Below are 24,541 nucleotides of genomic sequence, written 5' to 3' on the forward strand. Positions count from 1 at the left end.
TTATTGTTGTTGTCGGTGTTAGCACGCATCCGCACGAGGGCAACCCGTGCGGATTTCAGGCTATCGCCTGGGTCATATCGGTTCGGCGGTGCGCTGAAGCATCTCCATGACCAGCCCGATTCGGTCGAAGGTGTGGTCCTGCTCCATCTCCTTGTCGCCCGCAAGGATCGAGTTTTCCGCGATGTACTTGCAGCGTTCGTAACGGCGCGCCATGAAGCGCTCCAGCCGCTCCTGCATGGTGCCCGCTCCGCCCGTTTCCTCGGCCAGAACAATGGCGTCCTCGATGGCCATGCCAGCGCCCTGCCCCAAATGAGGCGTTGCGGCATGGGCGGCATCGCCGATGATGACAACCCGGCCCTTGAACCAGTCCTCTGAGACGAACACCACTTCCATCGGCTTGTAGACGACCTGGCTGTTGTCGGTAATCTGCTCGCGCAACTCCCCTACCAGGCCGCCAACGAACCGGATGCGATCACGCATGGTTTCGGCCAGGCGCGACGGGTCCATCCAAGGATTGCCCGGCTCGTGGGAAGTGGAAAACATGTACATCAGGTCCCCAGCCAGCGGCACGAGGCCGGCGTTGCCCTGGGCGCCCTGGTAACTGGCCAGGTGGTCGATACTGGTATGGCGTGGGAAGTTGTAACGCCAGACGGCTTGTCCGGTGAAGCGTGGCTGGTAGGTGTCACCGAAGAGCATTTCGCGCACCTTGGAGTACACCCCATCGGCACCGATCACCAGGTCGTAGCGCCCGTGTTCACCATTGGTGAGCGTCACGTCGACGCCGTCTTCATCCTGCTCGAAGCTTTCCAGCGTCGTACCCAACGAAACCTGCGCACCAAGGCCGATAGCGCGCTGACTCAGCACCTGGTGAAGGGCGAGCCGGGAGACGCCGACGTTGGCAGGATATTCCGGGCCAGCGAGGCGCTTGCCCGGAATGCGTACCATCTGCTGGCCTTCGAGGTTGTAGATGGCCACATCCTCGAACGCGTAGCTTGCACCCAGGTAGTCGTCAAGCACGCCGAGCCGCGCCATTTCGCGTACCACGTTGCTCTGCTGGATGATCCCGACGCCGTAAACCGTCCATTCGGTTTTGAGCTCGACCAGATCTACGTTGACTCCGCAACGCCGGAAAGCGATGGCGGCACACAGTCCACCAATACCGCCCCCCACGATCAAAACCTTTTTCACCTCGTGCATGCTGCTTCCCTTGTTCTTGTTGTTCATGGACGTCAGCGGTACGTGGGGACGCTGTCCCGGTCAGCTACCGCGATGGAGAACAAACTAAGGGGGGGCGCGACAATTTGACTAATTGTGAGTTGGGATGGAAAGTATCGCGAAAATAAATACAACAAGCGGGGCCCAGCAATGCGATTTCACCATCTCGATCTCAACCTTCTGGTAGCACTGGATGTGTTGCTGGAAGAGCAAAACATTACCCGCGCAGCCGAACGCCTTCACATGACACAGTCCGCCACCAGCGGCGTGTTGGCCAGGCTACGAACCTACTTCGAAGACGATCTGCTTGTGCAGGTAGGCCGCAAGATGATGCCAACCGCCCTGGCCCTCGATCTTGAGCAGCCGGTGCGCGAAGTATTGATGACGATCCAGTCGTCGATCACAGCAAAACCGATGCTGGATCCGTCGACCAGCAAGCGTCACCTGCGTTTTGCCGCTTCGGATTATGTGATCAGCGTGCTACTCAGCGACGCGATCAGGCATATCAACGCCCAGGCGCCCCAGGTCACCTTCGAGATGGTTGCGCTCAGCGAGCAGACTTTCCAGGCGCTCAACCGCGGCCAGGTCGACCTGTTGGTAATTCCGGATCACTACCTTCCGGACGATCAGCCCTCGCAGGTGCTCTTCGAGGAAGATCACGTCTGCGTGGTTTGGCAGGAAAACGAGCTAGTGAGCGACGAGATCAGCGTTGAGCAGTACCTCGAGATGGGGCACGTGGCGGTGAGCTTCGGCCGAACTCGTCAGCTTGCCGTCGAGGAATGGTTCATGAAGCAGTACAACTGCCAGCGTCGGATCGAGGTAATCACTCACGACTTCAATACGCTGCCGCAGCTGGTGATCGGCACCCAGCGCGTCGCCACCATGCATCGCCGATTGGCGCGTTTGTATACCGAGCGTTGGCCGCTGCGCATGCTGCCGACGCCGGTGCCTACTCCGACCATCAAGGAGTATCTGGTCTGGCACCGCAGCATGGATCGTGACCCGATGCTGCGCTGGGTGCGTGAGCAGATTTTCCAGGTCGCTCAGGTGCTTTCACCGGAGCTGGAGCGGCCACTGGCGGAAACCGCCTGAGCATCAACTGGCAGTGCGGAAGCCCCCCACCGCCGTATTCAGTACATCGCCCACCTGCCTCAGTTCACGTATCGAGACGTCCAGTTGACGGCACGCGCGAGCACTTTGCTCCGCCACGTCACTGGCGCGCGCCATGCTCTGGCCGACTTGCTCGGCGACGGCGCTCTGCTCCTCGGCTGCCGCTGCGATCTGCTGGCTCATTTGCCCGACCACCGCCACCGAAGCGGCGATTTCCCGCAATGCCTCGGATGCCTGACTCGCCAGGGCCACGCTTTCATCGGTGAGAGCACGGCTACCCTGCAATCGCGCGGCAGCTTCGTCGGCCACCGTTCGGAGCTGCTGAATTATTCCTCCAACTTCGCCAGTGGACGCGCGAGTACGTTGGGCTAGGTTGCGCACTTCATCGGCAACTACGGCAAAGCCACGGCCATTCTCACCAGCCCGAGCGGCCTCAATCGCGGCATTGAGTGCAAGTAGGTTAGTCTGTTCAGCCAGCGCGTTAATCACGTCCAGTACTTTGCCCACTGCCGTACTTTCCTGTAACAACGCCTGCATCGACTCGGCGCAACCGTGCATCTCAGTGGCCAATCGATCAATGCCTACGCTCGCGCGGCGCACCAGCTCATCGCCGCGACGAGCTTGCCGGTCAGCTTGCTCTACGGCGTCACGCGTTTCGCTCGCGTTACGCGCTACGTCTTGGGCGGTTGCAGTCATCTGCTGCATGGCTGTCGCGGCCAGATCGGCTTCTGCGCGCTGGCATCCCACGCCTTCGCTGGTTCGCTCGGCCACATGCACCAGGCTGCCGGATGAATGATTGAGTTGGCCGACACCTTCACCAATGCGACCAACCAACCCACGCAGGCTTTCCAGCATGGCGCCGACGCTAGTCAGCAACTGCCCCAGCTCGTCCCGTCGACCCTGCGCATCGACCTGCGCGGCCAGATCGCCTGCTGCCACCCGCCCCGTCAGTGTCACGACCTCACGCAGCGGCCGAAGGATCAGCTGGCGAATCAGCAGACTGGCTCCAGTACCAAAAGCCAGTGCCAGCAGTACGATAGTGGCGAGCAGGCGCTGAACACGCAGCGCCAGCTCGTTGGCTGCGTGCTCTTGGGCCTTGCTTGCGACTGCAAGCATTTCGCTGACCTCGTCCGCCGCTGCGGACATGGCAATCTGACTTTCCCGTGCTTCGGCACGACTGCTGGCAAAACCTTCGAATGCCTGGCCATATCCTTCAAACGCTTCGCGAGCCTGCTCGAGGGATTGCTGCTCTGCCCCGTCGAGTTGACGAGCGAGACTCTCCACATAGGAACGCAGTTCCGCCATCCTCGTCAGCCAATCGCTGAGCACCGCCTCGCTGTTCTCCAGCGTGAAGTAAAGTTCGCTGTCACGGACATTAGCCAGGCGATCTCGCAATGTAGAGGCCTGCTCTAGTTGCAACATGCGCTGCGGATCGGCCGGCTGCCCCTGTTCAGCCAGAAGGTTCAAGGCATCCAATTGATCCAGCATGACCAGGGTGAACCGCTCGCCGAGCGTCTTTGCGGTCTGTTGCATGCGCAGGCGAGCCGCACGGGCATTCTGTTGGGCCTTAACATAGCGACCAAACTGGTCGAGATAGCGCTGCGCCGCCGCTAGGCCGTCAGAAGTCAGCACACCGCTCTGCTGATAACCAAGCAGATCACCGACCAACGTCCCAACCTTTTCAGCCGCTTCGCCAGACAGCTCGAGGCCGAACGCTTTCTCCGCGACTCTTGCCTGCTGCATCAGGCTCTGGATTGAGCTGGCCTCGCGCATCGCCTCGTGGCGTTCATCCAGCACATGCAGCGCGATGAAAGCGGTCGCCGCGACCGCTAGGGTCGACAGCGAGACCAGTCCAAAGCCAAGCGACAGTTTGGCGCCTACAGACAGATTGCCGAGTACTCGATTCAACATGGCTCACCTCGATCGTTCGATTCCGTTCAGGCGCGGGACGGCCACGGGCAGCACGCAAAAGGCTAAACAGCGAGATCGAGGCGCAGGCCTCGTCGTCAGGGCGACGGCCACGGACAAGGGACGGAGCGAGGACATACTGTTGTTCTTGTTTTGCACGCGTCACGCATCCACACGACCGAGGCAGCCTATCCAGCGCGCTGACTGCAAACCAATCAGCGATGTGGATGCGAGCTATCGCGCCTGACGATGCCTGCAACTATCGCGTTTGCCGATGGCTGGCATCCCGACAAGCGATTTGTACGACGGGTTGTCGCGTGCGAGTTTTCCAGCCAGCTGCAAATCGCCATGTGCAATAGGTGCACGGGTGCGTCTGGCCGAACCTGAAGTTGTTGGCGAGCACCAGCGCGACCTGAGCCCATATAAGAACGAGAAAAAGGAAACGCCGATGTTCCGCTACTTCCCCACTAATTACGTCTGGAACCTCTCCGTCTGCCTCGCCATGGAAATGGGCGCGCGCATCGGTGAGGTCGTCGAGATGTGCGAACCCCTGCTGGAAGCTTCCAAACAGCCTGATGCAGCGGGCACCAAGGCCTTTCGCGAGACCTGGGCAAAGATGGGCGACAAGCTCTGCGCGCTGGCTGGCGAGGATGAAGAACGTGGTCGCCTGCTATCCGCCGGGGAAAAATACAACCGTGCCGCCACCTATTACCTCACCTGCGAACGCTTGCAGGCGCATGGCGCACCGGGTCGGACCGAGCTGTACCAGCGCTTTCTCAAGACGTTTCAGCGCGGTATCGCCCTGTCCAAAGAGAACTGCGAACGCGTAGAGATACCTTACGAAGGCAAGGTGATTTCCGCTCTCTACGTGCGCGCCAAGGGCGTGCAGGGTCGTCAGCCGGTATTGGTTCAGGTCAACGGCCTGGACTCGACCAAGGAAATGAAATACCGCGTCGGCATGCCCGCCTGGCTGGCCAAGCGCGGCGTCGCCTCCCTGGTTATCGACCAGCCAGGCACCGGCGAGGCCATTCGTTTACATGATCTCAAGGCCCGCTACGACGCCGAGCATTGGGGCAGCGTGGTGTACGACTGGCTTGCCGCGCGAGAAGACATCGACCCGGGCCGCATAGGTTGCGAAGGCGTCTCGCTGGGCGGCTACTACTGCCCGCGCGTGGTAGCCATGGAGCCACGCTACGCCTGCGGCGTGGTTTGGGGCGCCAACCACGACTGGCGCGACGTACAGAAGCGTCGCCTGGACAAGGAAGGCAGCTTCCCTGTGCCGCATTACTGGGAGCACGTGCGCTGGGTCTGGGGCGGCAAGGACGTCGAGGAGTTCATGCAGATCGCCGAGAACGTACACCTCGATGGCGTGGTGGAAAAGATCAAGGTGCCTTTCCTCGTAACCCACGGCGAAAAGGACTCGCAGATCCCGCTCAAGTGGGCGCAGCGCACCTACGAGCAATTGGTGAACAGCCCGAACCGCGAACTGAAGATATTCACCGAACGTGAAGGCGGCGTGCAGCACTCCAGCTTCGACAACTCGATCAATGCCGGCCAGTACATCGCTGACTGGGTTGCCGAAACACTTGGCGGCCGCACGGCCTGACTAACAAACAATAAGAGAGATTGAAATGAATATCATCGGACCGGATTACCTGGTCTTCGGCGTCGATGACGTCGAAGCCTGCTGTCAGTACATGATCGACTACGGCCTCAAGCCCATCGATGTGACCGATAAAGGCGGCCGTCTGGAGGCGCTGGATGGTACTGGAGTCGTAATACGCCACCGCAGCGATTCGAGCCTCCCTGCACCCATGGAAACGGGAACCATGCTGCGCGAAACCGTCTATGGCGTAGCCGACGAGGCCACGCTGCAGGCGATCGAGCAGGAGCTTTCAAAGGACCGCACAGTTGGTCGAGGCGATGACGGCGTACTGCGTTGCGTCGACGACATGGGTTTTGCGCTAGGCTTCCAGATCACCACTCGCCAACCACTCGACATGCCTGCCGAGCGAGTCAATGCGCCCGGCGACGTACCGCAACGCCCAACCAATCATCTGGGTTGCACGAACGACATGCCTGCGCTGCCGCGCACTCTGTCGCATGTTGTCTATTACGTGCCGGATTTTGCCAAGGCTGAAGCCTTCTATACACGCATCGGCTTCGTATGCACCGACCGCTTCGTCGGCGTCGGCCCGTTCCTGCGACCGGGTGGGACGCAGGATCATCACACCCTATTCCTGATCCAGACGCCGCCGTTCATGAAGGGCATTGAGCACTTCACCTTCCACATGGCCGGCCCGACCGAAGTGATGACTGCCGGTTACCGCTTCGTCGCCAAGGGCTACGAGTCGTTCTGGGGGCCGGGTCGGCACCAACTGGGTTCAAACTGGTTCTGGTACTTCAACAGCCCGCTGGGGTGCCATGTCGAGTACGACGCCGACATGGACCTGCATGACGACAGTTGGACCGCGCGCGAGGCCCCGCTGGGCGCGGACGACTCGCAGTACTTCCTGTTCGAGCATCGTGCGAAGTGGGCACCGGGCGGCCCTGGTCCAGCCCAGCAACATTAATCAAACAAGCCCCGCGTGCCTGAACACACCGGGGCTTTTTGCTAGGGCTTCACCGCCCACCGCAAAGTCATACGAAAGGAATCACCATGGACCTTCGCCCACTGCTTTCGGTAGTTCTTTCCTTCTCCGTCACCACTCCCGCATTGGCAGATCTTGACCACTGTCGCGCCCGGATAGTCGGGTATGAAATGGTCAGCCACCTGCTCGTCTACAACAATCCGAATCTTATCGCCTCGCTAACCGACCACGGCGCGCACCGCAGCGCCTATAGCGAAAGGCTGAACGAGCTGGAGCGGCTTTCGATGCGCGCGGGTAATCCCGAGTTGAGGTCTGCCTTCAGCGTTCTCAAAGGTAGGATCAGTGCACTCGAAACGTCCGGCTCTGCCGATCGCGACAGGCTTGCGACCTGGATAAATCCCATCCTCGATGCACATACGAAGCTCGACTCGACGGTCGCTATCGAGGAGCGCAAAGCCGCTGACGGCAGCAGCCCTGTCTCGGACATCATGCTTCGCCTCGCTCGGATCAACTTCTACTATCAGCTAAGGACCTTCAGTACGCTTTCGGTACCCTTGCTGCGCGATGCCTCAGATCCAATTGCAACGCTGGACACTGCAATCATCGAAGACTTTTCCGAAGCCCAGCAGCAATTTCCAACCTGCAGCAAACAACTGGCTCGAAGCCTCAGGGATTACCGTTTCATACGACCTGGGCTGCTGGACAACCGCTCAGCTTGGATTCATGACAGCGTACATCGGTATACCTCGAGCATTTCAGCCAGGCTCACTCCGCTGCTGAAGGATGGAGCGTGCACGAGCGCCGAAGCCGCCACCGCCCGCTGAAGGGCTTTCCGAACGCTCGGATCCCCTACATCACTGCATGGCAAAGGCCGAACCCGCTAGCGGGTTCGGCCTTCGTCCCTAAGACGTGTTATCGACGCTGATGTGTGCCACGGAAATGCGGCGGGTATTCCTTTAGTCTGACAACCGAGCGCATCCGGTAGATTTCATCGTTAGGCATCGCAGCCAGAGACGCCGGGCCGTAATCGTTCACCACATGCTGGATACCGCCGTCGCCATCGATCACGGAACTGGTGATGGACCTCAGTCTTACACCATGCGAAGCGGGCACCTCGATAGCACTGGACGCGTGGATATTTTGCCCCGTGATAAACAAGGTATAGATAGCCAGCCCCGTCGCCTCGTGCGACTTGACGTGGTCGGCCACTACGTAAGACGCGAACCCTTCATTTTTCCCATTGCGCCAGGCCGCTTGGCTGGGTGGGTCGTATGGCATCTCGCTCTGATAGAACAGCGTCCTGCCACGCTCGCCATTCCAGATCACTTGGTGCTTCTGGTAGTGCTCTACAAACAGGCCCAGGGCCGTCACGTCATTACCATTCACGACAAGCCCGTGATCCGCGACGTTTTCGTTCCACGCTGTGCCGGTGCCATGGTCGCCGCGCCAAAACCAGCTGTGGTCCAGGATCACGTTGTTGTTGTTGACCTCAACGCTAGTGGTCGCTGTACCAAGCAAAGGTCCACCGATTCGGATGAACATGTCGCTGAGCGTGGTCGGATCGTTGGGATGCCCGGCATGGCTACCGCGCTGGCCAACTCTTAGCAACACATCGGAACGCACGGGGCCGGCATCTATCGTCAGGCCCGATAGCACCACACCGTTAACGTTGCCAACCTCTATCGCCGCGGTTCCATTCATTGGAATCAACGATGGGAAACCGAGCCCTAGCACAGTGGTACCGGAACGGTTTACGTTAATCGACTGATCCAGTGAATAGATGCCCGGCGTGAATATCAGGTGCTTGCCTTTCCTGAGTTCTGCGTTGATCCGCGCAGCGCTATCGCCGGGTTTGGCGATAAAGAACTTCTCGATGGGCATCTGCTGGCCACTGCGGGCCGACACGGCCCAATCCGTGCCCTGGGAGTGGGTCTTGGCGTGAGGCACGAAGACGCGGAACTTCCCTTGTTTGGTAACGAACAGATGCGGCGCCTCTCGGGATACGGGTGTCGTCGACAGGCTGGTGATTCCGTCCCGCATGAAGTTAGTCGCTGGCGCGCCATGCACCCCCGAGAATAGATAGTTGGCCGCGCGGCCCTCCCACTGACCAATCACGCTATCGCGGGTATACCAGTGCGCCTGGGCTTTCTCGACCTTGCCGTCTCCGCTGATGACTGAGCCCTGAATCTTGCTGTTAGCGATATAGGTACCAAAGGCGTAGGCACCATATCGGCCAGTCAGCTCCAAATTGCCGAGGATGTTGACCCGGCGCAGCGGTGCGGCCTGTGAGACAGCCCAGCGAAGCGTGTGGGGCGGCGCGATGCCCTCAGGATAAGTACGCTGAGCGTCCTCCCCTACCGGGCGCTGGATAGGATTGATAGTGATGTTCGACATCGAGCGCCAGAACTGCGTGAGCGAGTTTGATTCCAGCGAGTCGTCCTGGGGATTACCGGCGGGGTTGAATTGCCGTGGTTCGACATGCAGCGCCCCGTTAATACGGACCTCTTCCGGCGAATGCCCAAGGCCGTAGATCGCCGTGTAGTAACCCACTTCGGAGTTCACGATACCGGTTGCGGTCGCAGGATCGTCCTGTCCCGCTGCGCTGCCATAAGTACCTGGCATGAAGAACACTGCGGTGCGCTTCTCGCTGAACTCGGGCTCCTGAGAGAGTCGCTGTAAGGTTGCGTTGATCGTTTCGACGGGAGTGTTCGGGTTGAAGATAGTGACGTTCGGTCCGAAGTCAGGAGCTGCTTGCGCCACCTTGCCGGGTGCTGCAGTGGCCGGTGGAAGTCCAATCATGAGCGAGCTTGCTAGTCCCACTGCAATACCGCTTTTCATCAAAGTTCTGATAGGCATTGTTTGAGGCACCTGTCTAACCATTGTATTTATTGTCGTTAAAGGCACTGCGCTCGCGACACTGAGCAAGCAAGCGAAACATGTCGATCGCGAACGCGCCGAACCGGCACGCATCTGCATGAGGGATGCCGGCCCGACACTTTCAAGGTGACTTGCATCACACAGTGGGGCTAATCGTATTTGCCGTTAGCAGGTATCGTGTGGACCGATATCAGCTTCGTCTCGCTATAGTCATTGCCAACGACGGCTCGTGCCGAGAGGCCGTTTGCGGTTTGTTGACGCAGTTGGCCATGGGCGGCTGAGGTATAAATCACTTCGGGGGCGAGGATGTGCTTGATGGTGCTTTTGCCGGACCCGTTTGGCCCGGCGAACACACGGAGCCTAGGCACCGGCACTTCTGGCGGCTCCAGCACCCAACTTGTGGGCGACGCCGGCCTTCACCTTTCGACGAGGTTGCGATACACCAAGAATTTGCTCCGAGCCGTCGGCAAGTTCAGCGACAATGAAACCGTTTCTGGACACCACGACGGTTTGGCCGGTGGACTTGGCTCGCTGATAAGCCTGTCTTGTCGCGATCGAGGCCATGAGCGGGATCTGCGCTTCGAGTTCGCGTGTGGCTTTCTCTGAAAGCCCCTTCTCATCAGCGTTCGTCATGATTTTTCCTCCCGTCCGTTCGGGCAGCGCTTGACGACCCCATAGTAAGACCAACACATGCCTGTGTGATGCTCTGCTGCTGATACCCGCTTTCGTCAACCGGCTCCAAGGCCCAAAGGCGTTCATTTACTAAGGCTACGTCGCTTGGCAATAAGCCGAAGGGCCCTGTTCAAGCTCGAACACCATCTCCTGCATAAAGAGACAGGAGCCGTCGCGTAACGGCTCCAAGGAGCCAGCCGGACGAAACCCGTGAGCGGTATAAAGACGCATCGCTGGACTGTCAGCAGCGGTGACGCCCAACCGAACACGACGTGCGCCAATGTTCCTGGCCCAGGCAAGCGATTCCGCTAGCAATGCACGGCCTGCGCCTGCTCCACGCGAGGCAGGGTCTACCCACATTTGAAACAGATCGGCTTCTTCGGGTACTGATGCGGACAACTTGCACCATGTCAGCCCACACACCCTCTCGTGATACATCGCAAACAAAACTCGGTCGTTGCCGGAAATGCTGGCAGCAGCGATACGGGCCTGCCACTGCTCATCCGTCCTCACCACTTCCGCCTCGTAGGTACTCCCAAAAGCATCCGGCGAATCGAGAAGCGCGCGCAGCCTTATGTCTCGATACTCCTGCCAATCGCCAACGACTACCGAACGTACCTCAAGCATGACAAAACCTATTTGCTAACTGGCCAGGCACCCTATTTGGCTAGAGCGCAACACACATTGGCAATACGATATATACGGCTGGAATCCTACCGACTAATTAAGATTGCTTCCCCCCGTCTTCCGTATCGGCGAGAGGCGGGCATCACCTCGCTGGGATATCACGCTGGAAAACTACTGCGCTTATGAACCGAGGATCGGATGGCAATTGAGATCAGAGAGGCTGTTCAACTTGATGCTCGGGCGATAAGCCACGTCATCATCGCAGCGTTAAGAACCACCAACACCAAGGTATTGGAAGCCAGCTTATGAGCACCGTCGAGCAAAGAGCAACAGACCTAGGAATCATGACGTTGCTGTTTCCCTACTCCGTAACCGCGGAGCGGTTCTATCAGAAACTCGGGTACTCAGCTGTACATGAGACCTATCACGGCGAGGAACGAACGATCGTGATGGAGCGGTGCCTGATAGATCCTGATTCCGTATGGGCCATGCGCCAGACCTACGCTCTCGTCTGATACTTCAGCTAGTCACGGGTCGCTAAAGCGGCAGCAAGCCTTGCGCTTGACGAGAACAACGCCTTCAAAGCTGAAGCCACCACTTCTACCGACGGTATAGTGAACGCAGCCTAGCGCTCCATACATTGACTCAGCGCAACCAGCGCAACCAGCGCCTCCGGCGGCCCTTCGGGAACTCTCGGCGAGGCCAGGGATGATAGGGGGTGGAGCATCCCTCTCATCCCTAGCGAAGAGTACTAGTGTCAGGGTGGGTTCAAGGGTGCGCTGCGCCCGTACCTCCGTTCGCCGGACAGGTTAAGCGCTTGTCCGACGAGCCTGGAGTGCGGCCCTTGAGCCGGCTTGCTATGCACGGTTCGGCGACCACCAGCGTTAGAAAACTGCCCTGGCAACAGCCGCTTTATCAATGTCACATACCGGACCATACACGAGCAAGAGCTCCAGTCGGAGCGCATGGTGGTCGTCTTGTGTGGTCGGCAGGATCCTGCTTTGCTCGACTGATTCTGCTCACTTGCTGTTAGGGCCTTATAGAGGCGCTTGCGCAGCACCCAGGTAGCAAGGCTAAGACACAGCCCACCTGGGAACTTTTCCCTGCATCAGCGGGAGTTTTTCTGTATCGACCGCCACGATGCTCTCTCGATAATCGAATCGCCTGGCCAGCCGCTCTCAGCTGCCTGAATGAGGAGCGCAGCGACTGGCATCGTTCGAATCGACCAAGGGAAACTAACCATGACAACAAGAATGCTCGTGGGCAGCAAATGCCCCCTCGCCATCGTTGTACTAGCCAGTGGACTCACGCTTAGCGGCATCTCATTCGCTGCGAATGTCTCCTGGGACGACATTGCCAACGACCATCTTTCGACTGAAAACGTATTGCAGTACGGCATGGGAACCAGCGCACAGCGCTGGAGCCCTTTGGCGCAGGTGAACGAAGAGAATGTCTTCAAACTGACGCCGGCCTGGTCCTTTTCCTTCGGCGACGAGAAACAACGAGGCCAGGAATCCCAGGCGATCGTCCACGATGGCGTGGTCTACGTGACAGGGTCGTACTCAAGGGTGTTTGCGCTCGACTCACGAACCGGCAAGCGGCTCTGGAGCTACGCTCACCGCCTCCCCGCCGATATCCGTCCGTGCTGCGACGTGGTCAACCGAGGCGCCGCTATCTATGGCGACAAGATCTTCTTCGGTACCCTCGATGCCCAGGTAGTCGCGCTGAACAAGGACACCGGCAAGGTCGTCTGGAAGAAGAAATTCGGCGACCATGGTGCGGGCTACACCATGACCGGCGCGCCTACGCTGATCAAAGACCAAAAAAGCGGCAAAGTCATGCTGATCCATGGCAGCTCCGGCGATGAGTTCGGGATAGTCGGCAAATTGTTCGCGCGCGATCCGGATACCGGCGAAGAGCTCTGGATGCGTCCCTTCGTCGAAGGTCATATCGGCCGCCTGAACGGCAAAGAGAGCACGCCGACCGGTGATATCAAAGCGCCCTCCTGGCCGGATGACCCGTCATCACCCACTGGCAAGAAGGAAGCCTGGAGCCAGGGCGGCGGCGCACCTTGGCAGAGCGCGAGTTTCGATGCTGAAACCAATACCATCATCGTTGGGGCGGGCAATCCGGCACCTTGGAATGGCTGGGAACGCACCGCGAACGGCGGCAACCCGAAGGATTACGACAGCCTCTATACCTCCGGGCAAGTCGGGGTCGATGCCACCACCGGCCAAGTCAAATGGTTCTACCAGCACACTCCCAACGATGCCTGGGATTTTTCCGGCAACAACGAGCTGGTGCTGTTCGATTACAAAAACAAGGACGGCAAAACCGTCAAAGCCACCGCCCACGCTGATCGCAACGGCTTTTTCTATGTGGTAAACCGCCAGGACGGCAAGCTACAGAACGCCTTCCCTTTCGTTGACAACATTACCTGGGCCAGCCATATCGACCTCAAGACCGGCCGACCGGTGGAAAACGAAGGCCAGCGCCCGCCAAAGCCCGAGCCGGGCGAGGCGCGAGGCAAGTCGGTGGAAGTCTCCCCCCCCTTCCTCGGCGGCAAGAACTGGAACCCCATGGCCTACAGCCAGGACACCGGCCTGTTTTACGTTCCTGCCAACCATTGGAAAGAGGATTACTGGACCGAGGAGGTTAGCTACAAGAAGGGCAACGCCTATCTTGGCCAGGGCTTTCGCATCAAGCGGATGTATGACGACCACGTCGGGATCTTGCGTGCCATGGACCCCTCTACCGGCAAGGTGGCATGGGAGCACAAGGAGCCATTACCGCTTTGGGCGGGCGTGCTCGCCACCAGAGGCAATCTGGTATTCACCGGGACCGGTGATGGCTATCTCAAAGCGTTCAACGCCAAGACCGGCGAGGAGCTCTGGAAATTTCAGACTGGCAGCGGAATCATCGCACCGCCGATCACTTGGGAACAGGACGGCGAGCAATTCGTCGGCGTCACGGTCGGCTATGGCGGCGCCGTACCGCTGTGGGGCGGCGACATGGCAGTACTGACAAAGCCGGTCGCTCAAGGTGGCTCGTTCTGGGTATTCCGGATCCCGAGCTGGGACAACCAGACCGCCAAGCGTTGATGTTACAGCTGTGCTCGGTTGCCGAGCACAGCTGTCTGCATAGCAGCCAGGATGCTGCGAACTGGACGGATCTTAAGCGTATGTATCGTCCCGGCCAGCAGCGCCGCATTTCGTTGATACCCCTTTTCGCCGTTTCCCAACAGTGGAGAACAGCCATGAACCTGTCCCGTTATCTGCTGCTTATCGCAGCGCTCCTCAGCGCGTCGCTACATGCCGAAGATCGACGTGTAACGTTCAACGGTTGTGTCATCCAACCGGAAAGCAACTGTGCGAATGTCGATCTTCGCGGTGCAGATCTGAGCAACCAGGATTTGCGCAAGATGAATCTGGCCAACGCGAATCTGACCGGCGCCAACCTCCGACATGCCAATCTTGACCTTGCGAATCTAGAGAATGCCAACCTGACCGGCGCCATTCTCAACCGCGCCAGTCTTCAACAAGCCAACCTGCGTCTGGCGGTCCTGACCGATGCGCAGCTGGTCGCCGTTCAAGCCTGGGGATTGTTCGCCCAGGGAGCACGATTTGAGGGCGCTAATCTAACGGCCGCCAACCTCGAGTTCGCTCGACTGAGCGGCGCCAAGCTGAAAGGTGCGGAGCTGACAGCGGCCAACCTAGAGATGGCGTGGCTGAACAAGGCCGACCTCAACCATGCGAACCTGACCGATGCCAATTTGCAAGAAGGAAAATTCAACGATGCCAGTTTCGCCAATGCAATTTTGACCGGCTCACGTCGCCACTATGCGACTTTTCAAGGTACCTACATGGACGGCTGCCTCGATTGTCCAGTGGACTGGGAGCACTGAGGCTGGAAGCCATCGGATGATGGCCGATGCGTTTTAAAAACTTACCCCATCAATGCCTGAAATGAAGCCCTTTTCATTATCCGCTTCCTTAACTGACTGGCGCTGTCGGTTTAACCCGCTTCGAGTGGCTGCAGTTCGATCGCAATGCATCCGCTCTGCTCCTAAAAACCTTCGCTACGTCCGTCGATGACATTGCCGCGGGCGGCTTCGATACGGGAACCAAACCTACCTTCAGTGGGCTGGCAAATTTCTCAGCGCGCTCACCTCCCCCGATTGGCAATACAAGCTATTGGTATCAGATCGCGAGCGTCGGTTGCATTGCATAAAGGACGAAAGGAAATACTCGAATGGCCGGGTTTTTCTGCGTGGACAGCTAAGTTGCTGCCGAAGTCATCAGCTTAAAAAACACTTAAACCTGGCCCAAGCCGGGGGCCATAGAATATCAGCCAACCGCAGCCAAGCCGAAGCAGTCTGGACCTAGCCAACCAGCAGTTTCGTGATCGTCGAGCGGTAGCGCCTAAGCGGGCTCAAGCGACTCAAAGAACGAACACCACCTCTCGTTCAGGTTTGGCCATCTCCGCCACGTCGGCCAGGACGACTGGATAACCTCCTGCAGCTTCGGCGGCAGAAGTTGCCCTGTATCAACGCAGCTGCCCCCGACATCAAAGTTGGGCCGCTTGCCAACCTCCGGTGGTGCCACCCTAACTGGCGGCTCGGTCGCCAACCCGCAGGATTCCGGTATCGATAGCCAGATGAACCAACTCAGCATGCGAACTGACTTGCAGCTTACTCTTTAGCAGCGTCAGGTAATTGGACACCGTCTTGCCACTGATGCATAGCCGCTCGGCGATCAGACGTAGCGGAGTGCCTTTGGCGAGCATTACGAAAATCTCGAATTCACGCTGGGTCATAGCCTGTAAACGCGGGTCCGGGCCGTTGGCAGTGGTGGGATTGCATGCCAACTGCGTCGCCAGCGGCTGCTCGATATAGGCGTAGCCAGCCAGCGTACGGCGTACTGCATCCACTAGAATTTCTGGCGATGAGCTTTTGGTGATGTAGCCAGCGGCACCGGCATGCAATGCCTGACGCACCAGTGGCAGCTCGTCGTGCATGCTGAAGAACAGCACTCGCAGCTGGGGCAATCGCTGCAACAAGCGCCGCGTGGTTTCCACGCCGCTGATACCAGGTAGCCCGATATCCATGATCGCCAAGCTTGGAGGCGTTTCATGAGCTATATCCAAAGCCTCCTCACCATCACGGGCTTCAATAACCTGGGCATCCGGCAACATCACTCGTAGGAGCGCGGCGTAGCCCTGGCGAACCACGGCGTGATCGTCCACGAGCAGAATCTTCATGTTCATGGTGCCTCCTTGATAGGTATGTCGAGATAGACAGTCCACCCGCCGCCTCTGCGACCAGATGCGATTAGTGAACCTCCCAACGAACGCGCACGTTCTTGCATGGACCTGAGGCCAATACCGGAGCGCCGGATTTCACCGCGTCCATCACCGTCATTACGAACCAGCAGTCGCAGCCGCTCCCCCTGTATACGTAGCCGAACGCACACGAAGCTGGCATGCGCATGCTTGGCCACATTGGTCAGCGACTCCTGTAAGAGACGGTATAGGTGCGCCTTGGCACTCAGATGCAGCCGCGGTAGCCGGTGATCTATGTGCAATCGCAACTCAATGCCTTGCGTGTTCTGCCAACGGTCGGCTAACAGGCGAATCGCCTCGGGCAGCTCCAGATGATCGAGCATCACGGGATACAACTCGCGAGTCAGACATCTGAAAGCATCCTGTAGCTGCTCACAGTACTCATCCACGCACCGCGCGGCGCTGCTCACCAGTGGAGGCTCATGCTTGATAGCCTGGAGCAAGCAGGCCTGGGCACGGATGCCGGTTAGGTATTGTCCGAGGTCATCGTGCAGGGCTTGTGCGATCTGGGTGCGCTCGCGCTCCTGCAACGCAAGTAGTGATCGCGTGAGGTCATCATTGTCCTGTCGAGTGTGTTCCAGCGAGCTGACCATGCGATTGAAATGCCCCGCCAGCTGTCTCGCCTCGAATAAGGACTGCGCTGGCAGACGGGTTTCGAGCCGCCCTTGCGATACGCAACCAAAGGCGGCTAGTAACTCATTCAGCATCCCGAGCGCGGGCTGCACGGCCCAGCGGATCGCCCACAGACTCAACAATAAGGCGATACCAAACAACGCGAACAGTTGCAGTAACGAATCCCAAACTTCCTCGATTTCATCTTTGGGATTGACGCTCAACTGCAGCAATCGACCGTCAGCCATGCGCACCATCAGCGGTGCGGGCAGTTCGGCCGGATATAACACCGTCTCAAGCCAACTAATCTGATCCTGCTCACGTTCCCTATCGTCAATATCCTCCTCTTGAAAGCGCACCTGAACATGGCGCAGGTGGGCGGCCAGGTCTGGCTGAAGGAGCGCAGGGTCGCGTTCGGCCGCATCCCGAAGGTAGGTGAGTACGGCAGCAGCCGCGTTCAGCTCACGCTCTACGTCGTGGCTAGCCTGGCGTAGCAGCACTACCAGGCAAATGACCGCGGCCAGGCTAAAAAACAGCGAAACCAGCAAACTGGTGCGCCAGAGCGCGGACATGTCTCAGCCCTCAGTATTGGAGAAATATCCGCCCGCACGTACTACTCAATCGAGAAAACCCTACCGTTCCTTTTTTCTGCAAACGCTTGCAGTAAAAACGTATAGCGGCCCGGCTTGATGGGTAGAACATAGATCTCTGCCGATCAAGCTGGCGATCAATAGCAGCTTGAGGACTAGGGGCTTTGAGGGAAGGCATAGTGTCTGCTCATTTTGTATGGACGTTCCCATGCTAGAGGCAGCCAGCAGAAGCCGGTTTACTACCTTGGTACACAGCGACTGGTACTTTCAGCCTCGCAACGATTCCTATGCGGGCCGCAATATCGAAGGGGTTGGGTAAGGGTTCAGGCACTGAAACCGCTCAGGCAGTGTGAGGCGAGTTGGCTAATGTGTTGATGTACTTGGTTCGTCTGGCGGACGTGCTTGGGGTCGATCTGGATGAAGCCATTCAATACAAGCTCAAGCGAAACGGGGAGAAATACCGGTGCACAAGGCACATGACGCGAGCAAGAAATACGACCAGCTCTAGAGTCGGCCAAGGAAGACCGCGTGATGACTTACGAAGGAACCAAACAGCAGTGCCTGCACGACACCGACAATGACGACATTGAAGATGTGATTCTCGCCCAGCTCGTTGCTCGCACCGGCAAGCGAGTCGGGCGTTTGGAGATCAATGCGCGGAACCGATTGCTCGGTGGCATGTAGTTGGCGAAGAACGCCGCATCCCGTACGGGTTATGAGACAAAGCTGGTCGGCTCGACACGCGGACCCGCTTGTCGCACATGCTCACCGGCTCCCGGGCTGTCGGCGTTGACGCGGGAGTAACTGCGCAGCGACGGGTTCGGCCATTAGCGCTCCCTCGAATCGCCTAGTCACCGGTCGTACACGCCCTTCTCGAGCCTGGGCTGATTGGGCGTGTTCGTGCCGAGCGCAATTGTTCTAATCGGTGGTCTTTTCTTCAGTGGTATCGGATGCGGCGATACGCTCTTTCGGCTTTGACTGGCTGCGTCGCGCTTGTCCGCGTTGCCGCTTAGCCTGCTGCTTTGCATGTAGCGCTTGAGTGGCCGTCACCGTGCCCACCGCCTGGCCGTTTAAGTCCAGACGCGGAGCATTCTCCACCATGCTTGCCCAGTATCGGCTCCCTTTGCACCAGGTCGCGATGCCCAACTTGAGCTGTTCGCTGGATATTCCAAGCAGCTTCAGGTGTTGCTCGGCATCTTTGAGAATGCCCTCCTTGAGCGGAACCTTGGGGCCCGGGTTGACCGGGAAGGCCAGCGGAAAGCGCTTCTGCAATCGCCTTATCGCCACCAATGCAGGATCTTCCTCGCGAGGCTTCGTTTGCAAGGCAGGTTCCCGCTTGCGCTGCTCCGTGCTTTCAGTCTTTTCCTGCTGCTTTTCAGCCCGCAGGCGGTCACGTAGCTCAGCTAGTTGCTCAAAACCCATCGTTCAGCTCGCCGCTTCATGGTTGATCGTGACGCAAGATTATCCCATGCAGCCATTCGGAGCAGCCTCGCCAGGCGGCAACACGATCAAGAAGTGATCACGGCACACCGGCCCCTCCCTCATCGGCTCGGGATCACCGATATCGGTGGATAGACAAACGGTAATGCTGAACGAAGCCGTACGTGCGGCGCTCGGTCACAGACTCGATGCTGGTTTACTTAGGGTCGGGGCGCATCCCACGACTCTCGGCACCACCAACTCCCATTGCACACACTTATGCCAGGCCCGGTACTGCTCCTCGCAGTGCGCCGATTGCCTAACCAGAATGCCAGCCGCCTCGCATTGCTCAACCTCGAGCGGGAGCTTGAATGTTTTTGAGGTACGGCCAAGGGTTTGGCCCTGACTGTTTTGGATGAGGTACCGGTCCTCACTCGGGACCAACGTCAACGGATCACCCATCTGAAGCTGCGCGATGGCCGCATGTACCGGTGCGTGTTCCGGGTGGCGGCCTGCGTAGTCCAGATCGATGTCCCTGAGTGAGAGCTGCAGGTAGCGTTTCTCAAGCGCCGGAAGGTACCGGCCTACGTATTCACGCTTCTGAATATTTACGGGCAGATGGCGGCTGAACGGATTGCCATCGGGGAATTCGCACAGGGTCAGCGTCTGCTCAGCCCGGGTCATGCCCACGTAGTACAGGCGGCGCTCGTCATTGAGTACCTCCGCGCCGGTGGGCCAGCCACCGTCGAGCAGCACCACGTGCCGGAACTCCAACCCCTTGGCCGAATGCGCAGTGCCTACATACAGGCCTTGCTTCGGCTGCTGCCGCAGTTCTCGCGCGTAGTCGTACAGCCAGTCAATCACGGCCTGGGCGCTGAGCTGACATTCGCCAAGCTCAGCCAGCAGTTGGCCAAAGGCAACTTCGAAGAACTCATGCCATTCGGGTTCAAGCGATGCGCTTTCGAGGTCACGCCAATGGCCTTTCGCATCAAGCGCCGCATCCTGAGAGCGCAGCTGTTCGATTGCCGCGACGAAGCCGCGCTGGCCGGTGAGCGGAAGCGCTGAATCCTTGTCAGCCGCCAGGCAATAGGAAACCCCGTTCTGCTCACACCAGGCCTGAACCGGGTACAGGCACTCGTGCCGGCGCGCCAGGATGGCGCATCCCTGCCAGTCACCGTTCTCCAGATCCAACAAGCGCTGAAGCTCCGCTACGGCCGCTTGAGCCTGCAGGTTCGGTCGCGTTTGCTCATCGCCCGGTATCAAGAGGCAAATGACCTGCCCTCGCCGCTCGGTGTCTAGGTCCTCCCAATCGCCACCACGAGGGTGATCACGGCGTGACGTGTTGATCTGAATGGGATGACGCTGCTTCAGGCGGTCGGGGTTGCGCTCAATGAGGCTATTGGCAGCCTCGATGATGTGACGGGTCGAGCGGTAGTTGTCGATGAGGTAGCTGGTAGTCGCTTCGTAATCCTCACGAAACTGCAAAATGTAGCGATTGTTGGTCTCCCGCCACTGGTAGATGTTTTGGTCATCGTCGCCCACGGCTAGGATGCATAGCCGGCCATCCTCCTCCGCCTTGCGCCCGGCCAAGGCACTGACCATCCGGTACTGCAGCTCATCAATGTCCTGGTACTCATCCACCAAGATGTACCGATAGCCGCGCAGCAGTTGCTCGCGCAGATCATCCTCACCCTCGACCTGGCGTTTACCTTCGAGCAGTTCCACGGCGTCCGACAGCACCTGTTTGAGTGTGCCCTCCTCAACCGCTTCGCCCCGAGCGAAACGGGTACCGGTCAGGCGCATGGCCATCCGGTGATAGGTCATCACGTTGACCCCGAAGGCATCGGCGCCGACCAGGCGCAGCAGGCGTTGCTTGATCTCGTTAGCGGCGTGGCGGTTAAAGGTCAGCGCCACAATGCAGCTGGCTGGCACCCGGCGCACGCGCAGTAGATAGGCGATGCGGTGCACGATGACTCGAGTCTTACCCGAACCGGGGCCGGCGAGCACCAGGCGGTTCATGTCATCGTCATCGGCGACGACCATTCGCTGCGGTGCGCTCAGGGTTTCGATGATGGTGTTCCAGGACTCCTCGCTGGTGGCGAGTTTCAGGACCTCTTCGCGCCCCTCGAAGTAGCGCTTGATGAAGTCCTGTTTGGAATCGCTGAAGTAGTGCATCACGAGGCTCAGCGCAGCGGCCATCTCGCCGAGAGCGACCTCGGCATACTCACGCATCACGTGGACCTGGATCCGTTTTTCTCGGTAGTGCTCGTCGAGTTTGAGGTAATCGTCTTTTAGAAATCCGCTGCGCTTTTCCGGGTTGACCTCAATGGTCATGGCGCGGCGCATCACGGTCATGCCGTGGTTGAGCGTCAAAATGTCCTGTTTGTGCAGGTACAGCAGTACGTGCTCGATGGCGCGCCGGCGTTGTTCTGGTGGGATCAGGTGCGGCAGCGCCAAGTCCGCTTCCAGGGCACGGGCCAGCTCACCAAAGGTGGTTTCCACCAGCAGATCCTTGCCACGAAGGCCTGCGGGAATCTTGCTGATCAGAAACTCGAGCAGCACCCCAGCCAGCGCCCGACGCTTCTCGCCAAAGGTGTGAAGCTTCGCCCAGCTGTGGCCACCCTTGATGCGCAGTTTCAGATAATCACGACTGACCTGGCGCAGCTCCAGCGTGCCCTTCTGCTGGCTGTCGCTGTCATGGTCTTGCGCGAGGCTGCGTAACAAGCGCAGCACATGCAGCGGTATCAACTCGCCTTGCCCGGTCGACTCTTTGAGCGCGGCGGTCAGTGGCGGCAAATTCAGGTCCTGCCAGGCACCGCTTTCGGCATCCGGGGCCTGCTCGCGCAGCGTTTCAAACAGACCCGCTTCCAGCTCGAGGGTGTGTTTCAAGCGCTGAGTGGCCGCGCCCGACACGCCATGACGCAGGTACAGGGTCAGCTTGGAGTCGTTCTCCAGCAGGCCCATGTCCTCCATCTGTTTGAGGGTCGCCGTGACCTCCTCAGAGGTGAGGCTGGTCAGGGCCATCAGCGCATCAGTGTTGATGCGCTCATCAGCCCCGGCGTCATACAGGAAGCGCAGGATCGCCCGAAACTCTTCCAGGCGGCGTGCTGGCAGGTCAGCGTTATTGAGGCGCTGTTCGGCTTGGGCCTGCGGCAGCCGGAGGGTCGCAGGAAAGATCTGGGTCTGGTTTTCTTCGCGCTTCAAGTACTGGCCGCGCTCGAGCCAGGCCACCGCGGTGACCACCTTGGTTTCGGCGTCGCGGTCATCGGCGTTAAAGCTCGTTTCGACCTCATCATCCAGCAGCACTTCGCCGGCGGTGATGATCAGCTTGCCACCTTTGCGTCGGTCGCTTTCACGGCGCAGTTTGCGCAAGATCTGCTGAATATCGCGCAGGCCAAGCTTGGAGCGTTCGCACATGCCGAACTGGGTTTCGATGTCTTGCAGGTCATAGAGCAGCACGCAACGGGCGTCGCCTTGGTCGCGCCCTGCGCGCCCGGCTTCCTGCAGGTAGTTTTCCAGCGAGCCCGGAATGTCGGCATGGACCACCAGCCGAATGTCGGCCTTGTCCACGCCCATGCCAAAGGCATTGGTCGCGACAATCACACGCAGTTGGCCTGCCTTGAACGCATCTTGAATGTCGGTCTTTTCGTGAGGTTCGAGGCCTGCATGAAAGTGCTTGCAGGGCCAGCCCTGTCCGATTAGAAAGTCTGACAGTTCCTCGGCGCCCTTACGGCTGGAGACAAAGACCACCGAGCCACCGTCGTGCCGACCAATATGGTCTTCAAGCAGCTGGTGGGTGCGCGCCCACTTCTCGGCACGGGTGCACGGCAACACCTCGAAGCTCAAATTGGTGCGCTCATGGGTGCCCAGAAAGGTCTCGAACTCGATCTTCAGCTGCTCCCTGAAATGCTGCTGAATGTCCTCAAGCACATCCGGTTTGGCCGTGGCGGTAAAGCAACCGATGGGGGCCAAGGGGCCCCCACCGGTGTGCTCGCTGATAAAGCGCGACACGTATTGGTAATCGGGGCGGAAGTCGTTGCCCCATTTGGACAAGCAATGGGCTTCATCAAAGATCCAGGCACCGATCTGGCGCTGCTTGATCGCCCGGCGAAAGGCCTTGTTGCGAAACTGCTCGGGCGAAACCAGCAGGATGCCGACGTCCCCCATCTGAACCTTCTCCAGCACCTCGGCCCGCTCGGGCATGGTCAACAGGCCATTGAGGGTGGCGGCGCATTGCACGTTGCGCTCAAGCAAGCCGTCGACCTGATCCTTCATCAAGGATTGCAGCGGCGAGATGATGATGGTCAGGCTGCCGTTGCGGTGAAAGCGGTTCAGGGCCGGGAGCTGGTAACACAGGGATTTGCCACCGCCGGTGGCGAGAATGGCCAGCACGTGTTGGCTGCGCATGCCGGCCAGCACCACGTCGTGCTGCAAAGTCTTGCCATCCGGTTCGGTCCGAAAGTCATCAAAGCCAAAGTAGCGCTTAAGCTCATGGCGCGGGTCATGGGTGGTGGCGCAGTACTCGCAATCTTTGCGTCCGCACGGAACGTCCCGCAGCTCGGCAATGAGCCGCCCTACTTCCGGAAACTGATAGCGCACCCAGGGGGCCAATACTGAGTTGCCGCCTGACACTCGGAGCCACGCCAGTGCATAAGCCAAGGGCAGATGCAGCGACGGGTCCAGCAGGTCGGTTTCGAGGAGCTGTTCAAGGCGGGTGCTGCAGACCTTGAGGCTTCGGGTCAGGGTCGGGTCGTTTTCAACCAGCAGTTGGGGAATCAGGCCGCGCAGCTCGGTGACCGGTTTGGGGCTGGTGCCGCTGAGCGAGGCGAAGAATGAGCCCAGGTCACTTTTGAGTGTGGGGGCCAGCAGCGTCTGGTAGCACAGCAGCTCCGCCTGGTTGGTCTCGTTCAGTTGGGCAAAGGCCTGACGCTGGTCCTGAAACAGGGTGAGCGTGGAGCGGCAATCGGACAGCGGTGAGTTGAGGCTGTCCCGAATGAGTTTGTAGTCCTTGACCAGTCGGTGATACGGGTTCTGCGGAAAGGCCAAGGGCGACAGACGCAGGGTGTCGATCACCGGCAGCCCGTGCAGGGCCAGGTGTGGGGCCTGTTGTCTGAGGATCGGCAGGTCATGGTCGATGACGTTGTGGCCGAGGACGAAGCTCGCGCCCTGCCCCAGGCTGTCCAGCGACTCGAGAATATCGGGTAAGTCCCGGTCGACTTTGCGCTCGAGCTCGGCGCCAGTGTCGGGGCGCAGGGCGCCGACCATGAAGATCCGGTCGGGCTTATCGGCTTTGCCGGGGGCGACTTCGAGATCGAAGATCAGGCTTTTAGGTTGAGACGGTGAAGCCATCCGGACGGCGATCCTTGCAACAGACTACGGGGCTATTGGCACTGTAGCGGCAAATGCCCGTTCTAGGTAGGTGCGTGGGGTCGCGGTGGGTGTGGGTGCGGGGGTTTCCGACGGGTGTGGGCGGATGAACAACGGCAGGAGCAAAAGAGCAAAAGAGCAAAAGAGCAAAAGAGCAAAAGAGCAAAAGAGCAAAAGAGCAAAAGAGCAAAAGAGCAAAAGAGCAAAAGAGTA

The 24,541-nt window shown here is 59.2% G+C and carries 16 protein-coding genes and 2 pseudogenes; 9 read left to right on the forward strand and 9 right to left on the reverse strand.

The window, feature by feature from the left end:
• Positions 1-72 precede the first annotated feature (72 nt).
• The gene (locus tag NA619_RS21600; protein WP_255963870.1) at positions 73-1,197 is read right to left on the reverse strand and encodes an FAD-dependent oxidoreductase; all 1,125 of its coding nucleotides are present in this window, start codon (positions 1,195-1,197) and stop codon (positions 73-75) included.
• 168 nt (positions 1,198-1,365) lie between these two features.
• Between NA619_RS21600 and NA619_RS21605 the strand changes: the two genes are divergently transcribed.
• A complete protein-coding gene (locus NA619_RS21605) occupies positions 1,366-2,307 on the forward strand; it encodes a LysR family transcriptional regulator (protein ID WP_255963854.1) in 942 nt (313 codons plus the stop codon).
• Between the two features lie 3 nt (positions 2,308-2,310).
• Here the strand turns inward: NA619_RS21605 and NA619_RS21610 are convergent, their stop codons facing one another.
• Positions 2,311-4,236, reverse strand: coding sequence for a methyl-accepting chemotaxis protein (locus NA619_RS21610; protein ID WP_255963855.1), 1,926 nt, complete (start codon positions 4,234-4,236; stop codon positions 2,311-2,313).
• 445 nt (positions 4,237-4,681) lie between these two features.
• Between NA619_RS21610 and NA619_RS21615 the strand changes: the two genes are divergently transcribed.
• From NA619_RS21615 to NA619_RS21625, 3 genes are all read left to right on the forward strand, one after another.
• A complete protein-coding gene (locus NA619_RS21615) occupies positions 4,682-5,839 on the forward strand; it encodes an alpha/beta hydrolase family protein (RefSeq protein ID WP_255963871.1) in 1,158 nt (385 codons plus the stop codon).
• A gap of 25 nt (positions 5,840-5,864) precedes the next feature.
• Entirely contained in the window at positions 5,865-6,806 is a 942-nt protein-coding gene (locus NA619_RS21620) for a VOC family protein (protein WP_255963856.1), read from the forward strand.
• 86 nt (positions 6,807-6,892) lie between these two features.
• Positions 6,893-7,648: a hypothetical protein gene (locus tag NA619_RS21625; RefSeq protein ID WP_255963857.1), complete on the forward strand. Its 756-nt coding sequence runs from the start codon at positions 6,893-6,895 to the stop codon at positions 7,646-7,648.
• A gap of 88 nt (positions 7,649-7,736) precedes the next feature.
• Here NA619_RS21625 and NA619_RS21630 read toward each other — a convergent pair whose 3' ends face one another.
• The 3 genes from NA619_RS21630 to NA619_RS21640 form a co-directional block, all read right to left on the reverse strand.
• Positions 7,737-9,623 (reverse strand): coagulation factor 5/8 type domain-containing protein, encoded by a 1,887-nt coding sequence (locus NA619_RS21630; protein WP_255963858.1) that lies wholly within the window; start codon positions 9,621-9,623, stop codon positions 7,737-7,739.
• Between the two features lie 438 nt (positions 9,624-10,061).
• The gene (locus NA619_RS21635; protein WP_255963859.1) at positions 10,062-10,334 is read right to left on the reverse strand and encodes a hypothetical protein; all 273 of its coding nucleotides are present in this window, start codon (positions 10,332-10,334) and stop codon (positions 10,062-10,064) included.
• Positions 10,335-10,469: 135 nt separating this feature from the next.
• Complete coding sequence (locus tag NA619_RS21640) at positions 10,470-11,000, reverse strand: GNAT family N-acetyltransferase (RefSeq protein ID WP_255963860.1); 531 nt, start codon at positions 10,998-11,000, stop codon at positions 10,470-10,472.
• A gap of 281 nt (positions 11,001-11,281) precedes the next feature.
• Between NA619_RS21640 and NA619_RS21645 the strand changes: the two are divergent.
• The 3 genes and pseudogenes from NA619_RS21645 to NA619_RS21655 all read left to right on the forward strand — a co-directional run.
• Positions 11,282-11,515: pseudogene (locus NA619_RS21645) on the forward strand (GNAT family N-acetyltransferase); the annotation flags it as partial.
• Between the two features lie 726 nt (positions 11,516-12,241).
• Positions 12,242-14,101: a quinoprotein ethanol dehydrogenase gene (gene exaA, locus NA619_RS21650; RefSeq protein ID WP_423836861.1), complete on the forward strand. Its 1,860-nt coding sequence runs from the start codon at positions 12,242-12,244 to the stop codon at positions 14,099-14,101.
• 155 nt (positions 14,102-14,256) lie between these two features.
• A complete protein-coding gene (locus tag NA619_RS21655; protein WP_255963862.1) occupies positions 14,257-14,904 on the forward strand; it encodes a pentapeptide repeat-containing protein in 648 nt (215 codons plus the stop codon).
• Positions 14,905-15,605: 701 nt separating this feature from the next.
• Here NA619_RS21655 and NA619_RS21660 read toward each other — a convergent pair.
• Both NA619_RS21660 and NA619_RS21665 read right to left on the reverse strand, forming a co-directional pair.
• Positions 15,606-16,259, reverse strand: coding sequence for a response regulator transcription factor (locus NA619_RS21660; protein WP_255963873.1), 654 nt, complete (start codon positions 16,257-16,259; stop codon positions 15,606-15,608).
• A 2-nt stretch (positions 16,260-16,261) separates the two neighbouring features.
• Positions 16,262-17,524, reverse strand: a complete 1,263-nt coding sequence (locus tag NA619_RS21665; protein WP_255963863.1) for a sensor histidine kinase — start codon at positions 17,522-17,524, stop codon at positions 16,262-16,264.
• A gap of 374 nt (positions 17,525-17,898) precedes the next feature.
• On the opposite strand from NA619_RS21665, the pseudogene NA619_RS21670 reads away from it, so the two are divergent.
• Positions 17,899-18,050, forward strand: a pseudogene (locus tag NA619_RS21670) (MazG-like family protein); the annotation flags it as partial.
• Between the two features lie 23 nt (positions 18,051-18,073).
• Entirely contained in the window at positions 18,074-18,226 is a 153-nt protein-coding gene (locus NA619_RS21675; RefSeq protein WP_255963864.1) for a hypothetical protein, read from the forward strand.
• Positions 18,227-18,460: 234 nt separating this feature from the next.
• Here NA619_RS21675 and NA619_RS21680 read toward each other — a convergent pair whose 3' ends face one another.
• Together NA619_RS21680 and NA619_RS21685 are read right to left on the reverse strand one after the other, a co-directional pair.
• A complete protein-coding gene (locus NA619_RS21680) occupies positions 18,461-18,964 on the reverse strand; it encodes a ProQ/FinO family protein (protein ID WP_255963865.1) in 504 nt (167 codons plus the stop codon).
• A gap of 195 nt (positions 18,965-19,159) precedes the next feature.
• Entirely contained in the window at positions 19,160-24,310 is a 5,151-nt protein-coding gene (locus NA619_RS21685; RefSeq protein WP_255963866.1) for a RecQ family ATP-dependent DNA helicase, read from the reverse strand.
• Positions 24,311-24,541 lie beyond the last annotated feature (231 nt).

The organism is Stutzerimonas stutzeri, assembly GCF_024448895.1.
In the GTDB taxonomy this organism is placed as follows: domain Bacteria; phylum Pseudomonadota; class Gammaproteobacteria; order Pseudomonadales; family Pseudomonadaceae; genus Stutzerimonas; species Stutzerimonas stutzeri_Q.